Source organism: Flavobacterium sp. ST-158, assembly GCF_058309975.1.
In genome coordinates, this window is the sequence record NZ_JBZEEN010000002.1 from 362,504 (window position 1) to 374,057 (window position 11,554).

Annotated in this window: 4 protein-coding genes; all 4 read left to right on the forward strand. The window is 33.3% G+C overall.

Annotated elements, in window-relative coordinates; all coding sequences use genetic code 11:
• Nucleotides 1-85 precede the first annotated feature (85 nt).
• The 4 genes from AC4FRF_RS05890 to AC4FRF_RS05905 all read left to right on the forward strand — a co-directional run bounded on the left by AC4FRF_RS05890 (nt 86) and on the right by AC4FRF_RS05905 (nt 11,489).
• Entirely contained in the window at nt 86-4,108 is a 4,023-nt protein-coding gene (locus AC4FRF_RS05890; RefSeq protein ID WP_491158561.1) for a hybrid sensor histidine kinase/response regulator transcription factor, read from the forward strand.
• Nucleotides 4,109-5,082: 974 nt separating this feature from the next.
• On the forward strand, nt 5,083-8,358 hold the full coding sequence (locus tag AC4FRF_RS05895) for a SusC/RagA family TonB-linked outer membrane protein (protein ID WP_491158562.1): 3,276 nt from the start codon (nt 5,083-5,085) through the stop codon (nt 8,356-8,358).
• Between the two features lie 11 nt (nt 8,359-8,369).
• The gene (locus AC4FRF_RS05900; RefSeq protein ID WP_491158563.1) at nt 8,370-9,953 is read left to right on the forward strand and encodes a RagB/SusD family nutrient uptake outer membrane protein; all 1,584 of its coding nucleotides are present in this window, start codon (nt 8,370-8,372) and stop codon (nt 9,951-9,953) included.
• A 15-nt stretch (nt 9,954-9,968) separates the two neighbouring features.
• Entirely contained in the window at nt 9,969-11,489 is a 1,521-nt protein-coding gene (locus AC4FRF_RS05905; protein ID WP_491158564.1) for a glycan-binding surface protein, read from the forward strand.
• Nucleotides 11,490-11,554: the final 65 nt, after the last annotated feature.

Consider the following 11,554-nt stretch of genomic DNA (forward strand, 5'->3'; position numbering starts at 1 on the left):
ACAAATTTAATCTGTTTGTACTTTTTTTGTGTAAGAGAAGTTAATTATTTTGAACTATTCTTAAAGTTGAAATAAACTATTTAATATGAAAAAAAATATAAGATTGTTGTATTTAAGTATAGTACTTTTGATGGTTACTTTCCAAAGTATTACAGCTCAATCTCCCTATGTTTTTCATCATTTGGAAACAAGTAATGGACTTTCTAATAACTATGTGAAAGCAATTTTAAGAGATAGCTATGGTTTTCTTTGGGTAGGGACAGAATCTGGTTTAAATAGATATGACGGATATGGGTTTAAGGTATATTCAAAGCGACCTGGTGTTGCTAATAGCTTATATTCAAATGATATATCCGGATTGCAGGAAGATGGTTTAGGCAATATTTGGGTGGATTTAGGATATACCTATATGGTGTATAATAGGGAAAAAGATAATTTTTTAGAAGCCAAAGAGAAGTTAGCTAAATTTGGAATTGAGTCGGATGATAAAGGTAAAATTTATGTTGATAAAAAACAGAATCTGTGGGTTCTTAATAAGAAAATGGTGTTCTTTTATAATATTAAGAAAAAAAGAATTACTGTTTTTAAATTAAAAACACCATTAAAAGAGTTTTCAACAGCTGAAATTACTGATAGTAATGAGTTTTTGTATATCATTCAGGATTTGAAAATTTGTTTGAAATTGAATAAAAAATCAGGTGTTTTGACTGTTGTTAAATTACCGGATTTAGTAACAAAAAATATAGTTGGTACAAGTGAATTTTTAAGAATTTATACCGACAGTAGTAATTGGTTATGGCTTTATTCAAGCAGATTAGAAAAATTTTTCTATAAAAAAAAATCAGCTGAAGAATGGAACAACTTTAACTTGAACTCAGATTTAAAAACGGAGTCAAATAAGGTAACAAGTTTTATAGAAAATCAGCCCGGGCAAATCTGGATAGGAACGGATCACAAAGGGTTGTTTATTTACGACAAAGGGAAAGATTTGGTGAAAAATATTGTATATAATCCATGGATAGAAACAGGTTTGCCAACTAATAACATCGATTATTTATACAAGGATAATAATGAAACCATCTGGATTGGTCACAGTAAAAAAGGGCTGTCCTATTATCATGAAAGTTTTCGAAATTTTATCAATTACCAACCTACAGAATGTAGAGATATAAGTACAGTAATTCAGGATTCTAAAGGGAATATATGGATGGGTACAGACGGGAATGGATTATATGTAAAAGAGAAAAAAACGGAGACTATCAGAAAACTTGCTATACCTAATATTGCAATCGTTTCTCTTCTGGAAGACAGAAAAAAACGTATTTGGATTGGTACTTATCAAAAAGGACTTTTTTGTTATGAAAACGGCAAAATCACACAATATACAACAAAGAATAGCAAACTAACCAGTAACAATATCTGGAGTTTAAAAGAAGATCGGTATGGTAATATATGGATAGGGGCATTAGGAGGAAAAATTCAGGTGTTAGAATCGGATGCTGATAGTTTTAACTCTGTATTCACACCTTTTGATGATATTGTTTATGTGATGGATATGTTTTATGATGGTGGGGATAAAATGTATATTGGAACGGTATTTGGACTTTTAGTAATTGATATTACAAATGACAAGAAAATTGTATATCAGGGAAATAAAAAAGGCAGTCAATATTTTTCTCAAAGTCAGGTTTCCAATGTTTACAGAGATAAACGTGGTATTGTATGGTTAGGCAATAATGATGGATTAACCATTTGGGATCAAAAAAAAGATACACTTTATTCCTTTAATAAAGATAAAGGTTTATGCGATAACTCCATAAGAGGTATAACAGAAGATAATCTTAATAATATTTGGGTAACCACAAGCAATGGACTTTCTATACTTACTGTTAAGTCTTTATCAAATGGGAAACTTACTTTTTCAAGTAAAAATTATTCCATTAAAGATGGTCTTATGGATAATTATTTTAACAGTCATGCAATTTGTAAGTTGCAAAATGGTGATATTCTGCTGGGGAATGTAGATGGATATACTATTTTTAATCCAAATAAAATGTTTGAGAAAGATCAGTCTAAAGCTAAAGTTATATTTACAGACTTGAGTGTAGGAAATAATTCTATCCAGGTTGACTCATTTTATAATGGTAATAAGTTACTAGAGCGTCCCATGCTGCTAACTTCTGAATTAGAATTTAAGCATGATGATAAACTTATTTCTTTACAGTTTACTACAGGAGATTTATTAAATGCCGATAAGGTAAAATATCTTTATCAGATAGAAGGTTTTAATAATCAATGGATGCCAACTCAGGGAAATAATATAGAGATTTCCTCACTGCCTACAGGTAATTATAAACTTTTAATAAAAGCATCTAACAGCGATGGTGTTTGGAATAGTGTTCCCACAGCATTATCTCTAACGGTTATGCCTCCTTTTTATCTTTCAATCTGGGCTTTTATTGGGTATACAATTTTAATAATTACTGTACTAGTTTTTTTTGCTAATAAAACAAGAGAACGCCAAATTATTAAATTGGAACAACATCGCATTCAGATGGATCATGATAAAAAAATGCATATCAATGAGATGAAATTACGGTTCTTTACTAATATCAGTCATGATTTACGAACTCCATTGACACTCATTATTACGCCTTTACAGATTCTGTTAAAAGAAGCCTCTAATGAAAGCATGCGAAAAAAACTAGCTGTGATGTATAAAAATGCTCAGCAATTAATGGCATTAATAAATTCATTGCTTGATTTTCATAAATTGGATGTAGGAGTAGAACGATTAAATATAAAATCGGGTGATTTTGTTGCTTTTATTAATGAAATTTATAATTCGTTTTGTGTTTATGCAGAAGAACGCAACATTACTTTCACCTGGGAGAATGATATAGAGAGTTTAGAAATGCAGTTTGATCAGGATAAAATTAGAAAGATACTTACCAATATTCTTTCCAATGCCTTCAAATACACTTTAGACGGAGGAACCATTCATGTTCATGTAAAACAAGAAGGGGATAAAGTTGCTGTTAGTGTTGCCGATTCCGGATCAGGTATAAGTAATAGTGAAAAAGAGCATATTTTTGAACGTTTTTATCAATCCCAACAAGAACAGGAAAAAACGGGCGCAGGTATAGGGCTCCATATTGTATATGAATATGTTAATCTTCATGGAGGAACTATAAATGTTACTGATAATGTACCTTATGGCAGTATTTTTACTTTCCAAATTCCAATAAAAGCAATTGATATTGTTCCGGCGGAAAAATATTTAGCAGAGAATGTTTTAAACGATTTTGACTTAGGTAATGAGGGAAAAATTAATTTGCTTACCGATAAAAAGACATTATTATTTGTTGATGATAATAAAGATTTTTGTGAGTTCATAAAGGATAATCTTGGAGAACTTTATACTGTAATAACTGCCAACAATGGGCAAGAGGCTATAGAATTGTTACTTAAATTTGATGTAACTATTATTGTGAGTGATGTAATGATGCCTGTAATGAACGGAATTGAGCTTTGTAAGCATGTAAAAACAAATATTCAATGGTCTCATATTCCGGTTATTTTACTTACTGCCCGTACGGCTGAGGAATATATTATGGAAGGATTAGAAATCGGTGCAGATGATTATATAACAAAGCCGTTTAATTTTGATATACTAAAATTACGCATTCAGAAATTTGTAGAATGGACCGAGAAAAATCATGCATCTTTTAGTCACAAGTTAGATGTCTCTCCGGCAGAGATAACAATTACTTCATTGGATGAATCTCTGATAGACAAGGCAATTAAAGTGGTTGAAGAATCCATAGGAGATGCCGATTTTACTGTAGAAACACTTAGTATTGCTTTAGGTTTAAGCCGTGGGCATTTGTACAAAAAGTTGATAGCTATTACCGGAAAAGGCCCGACCGAATTTATCCGAACCATCCGATTGAAACGAGGACGACAATTACTGGAAAAAAGCCAAATGCAAATTTCTGAAATAGCCTATGAAGTAGGCTTCAATTCTCCTAAAAGATTTGCTAAGTATTTTAGAGATGAATTTGGACTTTCTCCATCAGAATACTTACGTATATATAAGCAACAATAAAATTATTAATTCTAATCTTGAGGTGTTGTAGTTGTCAAAAAGATACTGTTTCGAAAAACGATTCAGGATATAAAAATGCAATTATTCTTTTAAAAAAGTAGTAAGCTTAGGTTTACTACTTTTTTTATTGAGGAATTCAAATAGTTTAATTTGATTTGAAAAATAATAGAGGCAGGGCAAACGCATGAGTTTTATTTTTGCCACGAATTATTCTAAGTAATGCATATGATATTAATTTTAAACAAATTACATCAATTTTTGTCTGTCTTTGGTAGATTTGTGGAATAAAATAACATTCCAATTTGTGTTATTTCGTGTAATTTGTTGCTGTTTTTTTTTAGTTCTAAAACTAGTCCGTTTGCCCTGCTTGAACATATATTTACAAGATACTTTTTGTAAAAAAAAAAAACAATATTAATTAGAGGGTTACATTGTTTTCTGTAAAACCATTCGTTTAAATGGCTTTGAATTTTTCAGAAATTACAGCTTTTACAATTGTGCTTTTCGCATCATGATGATTTATTTTCAATCCTTTTTTTGGAGTGATATGCTCAGTACATTTTCATAAAATAAATTCGTTGTTTGGATTCTTCTTATGCAGGTTAATTTAGGTTCATATGTTAAAAAATGAGTTTTTTAAGCAGTTAAAAACAGAGTTGAATAAATGTTTGTAGAGTTTTTTTTTAGTGTTGTAATTTTATATAAATCATTTTTTTTTTAATTTAAAAATGCGGTAATGTAATAAAAATAAGGTATTCATTGTGTTAATCTTATTTTATGCAACAAATGGTACTGTATTTGGATACAAAAAGAGCCATACTTTACTGTTTATTTATTGTTAATTTGTTCTTAATGAAACATGAAGAAAGTGTTTAGAAAACGATATATGTCTTTTGAAGATATATGAGTTTTAAAACATTGTTTTTTTTTATGTGTAATTAAAACCACATTAACTAACTTAAATTAATTTAACAATGAATGAAAAAGATGTAATTCAACGCTTTGTAAAAGCAAAAAAGCTTTTTAGCAGTTATGCTGTTCTGATTATGCTTTGTGTGTTTAGTAAATCATTTGCCCAGAATTCCGATGGGAGGATTTCTGGTGTGATTTTAGAAGATACAAGCGGTGAAGCTGTTTTGGGGGCGAATCTTTTGGTTGAAGGGACTAAGAAAAGTGCCATTTCTGGTCTTAATGGTGAATTTACTATTGAGGCAAAAACAGGTGAAACGCTTGTGGTAACTAGTATTGGATTTGAAACTCAAAGAATAAAAGTAATTGAGGGTAAAAAAATGACTATTCGTTTAAAAGATGATGTAACATTATTAAAAGATGTAGTAGTTATTGGTTACGGTACAACAAAAAGAAAAGACCTTACAGGAGCAATTTCCTCTATTAGTGGCGATGAACTTCGTAAAACACAGCCAACTACTATTGATCAGGCTTTACAGGGTAAAGTAGCAGGTGTAGTGGTTCAGCAAACATCCGGACAACCGGGAGGGGGAGTCAATATACAAATACGTGGTTTATCTTCTTTTGGTAGTAGTTCTCCTTTATATGTAATTGATGGTGTTATTATTGGACAGAGTTATCAAGGTGCTGATGGATCTAATCCATTGGCAACGATTAATCCTGCTGATATTGAAACTCTTGATGTTTTGAAAGACGCATCAGCAACAGCTATTTATGGTTCTCAGGCTACCAATGGTGTAATTGTTGTCACTACTAAAAGAGGTAAAGAAGGGACAGCAAGGGTTTCGTATGAATTTACAACTGGTTTACAGGAAATAACGAAACGATATCCAACGATGAATTTGCAGGAATATGCTACGTTTCTTAATGCCAGAAATGCTGGTATCGGTTGGGGGTTTGATGAAAGACCAGAGTTTGCGAATCCACAGTATTTAGGTAAAGGAACAGACTGGCAAGCCGAATTATTTAGAAGAGCTCCTATGAGTAATCATGTACTTACTGTAAGTGGAGGTAGTGACAAAACTCAGTATTTGTTGTCAGCTTCTTATTTTAATCAGGAAGGTATTGCTTTGGGATCGGATTTCAATAGGTTGTCATTGAGAGTTAATTTGGATAACAAGACTACAAAATGGCTAAAAATAGGAACTAGTTTGCAGTTAGCTCATACTAACGAAAATCTAAATTCAAGCAGTACTGGTGTTATTAGTATGGCGTTGAGCCAAACACCTGATAATTCACCACGAAATCCTGATGGAACTTTTGGAAGTGGTACTAAAACAGCTCCTTGGATTAATACTTTTTTGAATCCGTATGCGCTTGCTTTGCTAAACGAAAACGATCAAAAGAGAAATCAATTGTATGCTAATTTATATGCAGAAATACTTTTTACTAAAGATTTGACTTTAAGAAATGAACTTTCGGGTAATTATTCTTTTAGAACACAAGATAAATTTCTTCCTACTTATGATTTCGGAGATGCAGAGCGATTAATTAATGTTGCGGAGTATTCTTATTCTCAAGATTATAATACTACCTTGAGAAATTATTTGACCTATAATAAAGAGTTTGATAGCAAAATTAATCTTAATGTTATGGTGGGGCATGAGGCGCAGTTGTTCCAAAATGAAGATGTTGGTGCATCGAGAAGTAAGTTTATTTCAAATAGTATTCACAACATCAGTAGTGGAGACATAGAAACGGCACTTAATTCCGGAAGCAAGGGAGATGGTTCGTTGGAATCTTATTTTGGACGTGTTAATCTTGGTTTCTTCGATAAATATTTGTTTACAATTAATTTACGTTCCGATGGATCTTCAAGATTTCCAGCTGATAACAGATGGGTGACGACTTCTTCGTTTGCATTTGCTTGGAAATTGCATAATGAACCGTTTTTGAAAAACTCAAAAATTATTAATGAATTGAAGTTAAGATCGGGTTATGGGTTGACTAACAATCAAAATGTAACGGGTAGTTATTTGACTTTATTGAAGACCATTTCAACAGGATTGGCTAGTAATGCTCAAGCTCCTGGTAGTTTAGGAAATATGGAATTAGAATGGGAGAAAACAAACTATGCTAATGTGGGGCTTGACGCAAGATTATTTAACCACCGTTTGGGCTTTTCGATAGATTATTATGATCGTCAAACTGACGGATTGTTGTTGGCGCCACCATTACCATTTTATACTGGTATATCGGCTGACTATAATCCGGGTTCTATAACTGCTCCTTCTGTTAATGTGGGTTCTGTATCTAATAAAGGATTTGATCTTCATTTGAATTCAACCAATATAGATACTAAAAACTTCTCATGGAGAACCGATTTTACACTATCTCATAACAAAAATAAAATATTGAAACTGGCTTCTGAGGGGGCTGCTCCTTTAGTAGCTGGATGGGTTGGAGATGATAATGCTACTATGACAGCTGTTGGAGGATCAATAGGTCAGTTTTATGGCTACAAGGTGGATGGATTATTTACAGAGGGTAGTGATTTCTTTGATCCAGCTACAATAGGTCCAAATGGAAATACCCGTTCTTATGGTATGCCAACTAATTCAGATGGTTCTGTTTTACCGGTTACGCCAAATTCTGGTGGTGTATGGTTAGGAGACCGTAAATTTAAAGACCTTAATGGCGATGGTGTCATTACTGAAAAAGATAAAACATTTTTGGGTTCTCCTCTTCCAAAATATCAATTAGGATTGGGTAATAGCTTCAACTATAAGAATTTTGACTTCAATATTTTCTTTAGTGCCAATGTGGGGAATAAAGTATTGAATCAAATGAGAATTAATGGAGATAATCCTTTAACAAACCAAGCCTTCTTAACATCATTAAAAGATTATGCTGTTGTGGCTTTAGTTCCTAATCCAATTCCAGTTGATCCTAATAGTCCTATTGGTATTGATAATCCTGCTGATCCTAATAATTCTAATAATTTCTATGTTACCAATCCTGGTACTGACATTGTAGGGGTTAGAAACAGAGATAGTAATAGAAACAATCGTTTTTCTGACAGGTATCTTGAGGATGGCTCATTTATCAGATGTAAAAACATTACGTTAGGTTATAAAATACCGGAGAAGTTGCTTGACAAAATTAGATTGGGATCTGTACGTGTTTATGCAACAGTTACTAACGCATTCCTAATAACAAAATACAAAGGATTGGATCCTGAGGTAGGGTCTTGGAATCCATTACAAGCAGGAATTGATAGTGGTTTTTATCCACAATCCAGAACCTTTACATTTGGTATTAATGTAGGTTTAACTAAATAAAAATAAATATTATGAAATCAATATATAAAAAAATTGTTTTATCCGTATTGGGAATGCTGACCATAACGGCATGTCAGGATGATTTTTTGGATCGTCCTTCCAAATCTCAGATAAGTACTGATAACTTTTATCAAACTAAAGACGAAATCAGATTGGCCACTGCGGCACTTTATGGAGGTGAGATATGGGCACCGTGGAATAATACATCTTATCTCCCTCTTGGAGATATCTTAGCAGGAAATGGTGTTATGCAGTATCAGGGGCCGGGTTTAGTGCAGCTCAATACGTTTACACTTTCGGGATCAAATGATTATGTAATTGGTACATGGAAGGCATTGTTTAATATTGTAGCAAACGCTAATTTGACAATTAAAGGAATTGAAGAAAATACTCCTGCTACAGTAGCAGATGCGGATAAGAATGCTGGTATTGCCGAAGCTAAATTCATTCGTGCTATGGCATATTATCATTTGACGATGTTGTGGAGAGAAGTGCCTATTATTGAAGATAACAGGAAACTTTTGATAAACCCATTAGTAAAGAAAAATATACAGAAAGATGTTTTTCAATTTATTGTAAACGATTTGACTTTTGCTGCTGCAAATCTTCCTTTAACAGACTCAAAAGGAAGACTTACCAAATGGTCCGCCAAAGGAATGTTGAGTAAAGTGTATCTAACATTGGCAGGATTCGCACAAACAAGTGGTGGAACTCGTAACCAAGGTTATTTGGATTTGGCAAGAACTAATGCCTTAGATGTAATAGAAAACAGTGGTTTGGAATTGCTTCCTGATTATGCTAATCTTTTCAAAACACAATTTAATGATAATCAGGAATCATTATTTGCGCTACAATGGTCTGCAACATCAGGATGGTTGAAAGGAAACCAATTATTGACATTTTCGCCAAGTAACGAAATTAATCCGGAAAAGGGAGGAGCCTGGGGAGCATTGAATCCTAGTTATGATTTGTACAAGTCTTATAATTCTGTAGATTTAAGACGTAAACCAACTCTTATGATTAATGGTGATTATTATCCTGAATTAAATGCAGCAGGTGGAGGTTATACTGCAGGTGGACCAGCAATGAAGAAACACATCATTGGTAATGAAGCTGATAACAACACACCAGGGATGACTTATTTAGGATCCATAGAGCATAATTCATTACTAAGATTGGCTGATGTGTATCTGATATATGCAGAAGCGGTTTTAGGTAATAATACTTCTACATCGGATGCAACTGCTTTGTTGTATTTCAATAAAGTAAGAGAGCGTGCAGGTCTTGCAACTGTTGCAGTACTAGATGCCGATATTATTTTTAAAGAAAGAAGAGTTGAATTGGCTTTTGAAGGACATTTTTGGTATGATTTAGTAAGACTTTCGTATTATAATCCCCAAAAAGCAATAGGTATTATTAATGATCAGCAAAGAGTAATGTTTAGTTATGATGAAGATACCGGTATTGCTACTCCTAATGATCCTATTGGGGCTATTACTCCTGCTTCAATTTCTACATTTACATTGCAATTACCTACTTCAGAGTTAACGTCAAATCCTTTATTGACAGAGCCTGCAGTACCTTATTTTAACTAATAAAAACCAAAAAATATGAAAAAGAATGTAATACTCAAATGCTTAAACGCTGTACTGCTTTTAGGTGTGGTGTTTTTTATCACAATATTTACTTCTTGTGAAAGTTTAGACGTTGCCGCTCCTGTGATTACAGAGGTACGCAATTATGAAGCCGCTCCTAATGATACATTAGTGACTAGTATCAATCCGGGACAATGGATTGTACTTCATGGACATAATTTAAAAGGTGCCATTAAGGTTACTATTAATGGTAGTCCTATTGATATAAAGCCAAGTTTGTTTTCAGACAATACAGCTGTTGTACAAGTTCCTAACTCGATACCTTACAACAATGTTGATCCAGATGACTTAAATACTATAGGTTATGAAACTGCAGAGGGATCAACTGTTTTTAAATTTGATGTAGCTGTACCTCCGGCTACTATCACAGGTAATTCATTGTTAGCTAGTAATGTTCCGGGAGATTCGATTTTTGTTTATGGTACTAATTTGTTCTTGATTGAAAAACTAACCATAGCAGGTGTAGAAATAGCACCTCTTAAAACGGTAAGCGACGGTAGTTCTATTGGCTTTGTATTTCCTGAAATTAATGCACCACAACCTTGGGATGCAGTTGTTGTTGCAAAATCAGGTACTTATAATTTTACTATTTCGGTAGAACCGGTAATTTTTTCTGTTTCTAATGTAAACCCTTCTCAGGGTGATATTGTTAGGGTATATGGTAAAAATTTAAATAATGTTTCAAGTGTAAAGTTTGGTAAGAAAAATATCATAAATTATACTGAAGATCCCGATGGCTTTTATGTTGAGTTTACCGCACCTGACCCGTGGAGTTACGAAAATGGGCCGGTAACTATTGTGAGTACTTATGGTACGGCTACTACCCCTTATCCGGTTAACGCTCAAAATGGTGTTACTGAAGGGCTTTTAGCCAATTTTGAATGGGGTGCTTATTTAGGGTATTCCTGGTGGGGCGATATTACTTTTACCAATGGTACTCCCGCTTGGGGAGGAACTAATGATTTTAATGGTACTATGGGAACAAATGGAGGTCAGTTTGTACATTTTAATTCGCCTGTTTTAGCAGCTGGAGCCAGTAAATACTGTCCATTGGGTAATTCTGATGCGGGTAATCACTGGGTGCCTACGGCAAATGTTCAAGACCCTGCTGAAAATTGGGGGCTTCAATTTGATATAAGTGTTGCCTCCCCATGGAATGGTGGTACACTTTATTTTAGAACTGCATTTGCAGAGGATACCTATGTAGCTCGTTATGAACCATGGAAAATTTCTGCTGTAAAAACAGTTGATTTTAAAACAGATGGTTGGCAAACGGTCACCCTTCCTCTTACAGCATTCAAATCAAAAGCTGATGGAGTATTAGGTACAGGGAATTCACTTCCAAGTTTAATTAATTTAGTAGGGACTACCGGGGCAAGTAGTTATAATCTTACGCTTAAAAATTTCAGTGATGCACCAACTAAAACAGGTTTTTATGGAGCTATTGATAATATAAGAGTGGTGAGATTAAAATAATATATCGGTTTTAACTTTCTGATTAGAATAATCTGCGGGATTTATAAAAGATTTGAATTTCCCGC

Coding starts and splice junctions, on each gene's coding strand:
- AC4FRF_RS05905 (WP_491158564.1), top strand. CDS start 9,969: ATGAAAAAGAATGTAATACTCAAATGCTTAAACGCTGTACTGCTTTTA.
- AC4FRF_RS05900 (WP_491158563.1), top strand. CDS start 8,370: ATGAAATCAATATATAAAAAAATTGTTTTATCCGTATTGGGAATGCTG.
- AC4FRF_RS05895 (WP_491158562.1), top strand. CDS start 5,083: ATGAATGAAAAAGATGTAATTCAACGCTTTGTAAAAGCAAAAAAGCTT.
- AC4FRF_RS05890 (WP_491158561.1), top strand. CDS start 86: ATGAAAAAAAATATAAGATTGTTGTATTTAAGTATAGTACTTTTGATG.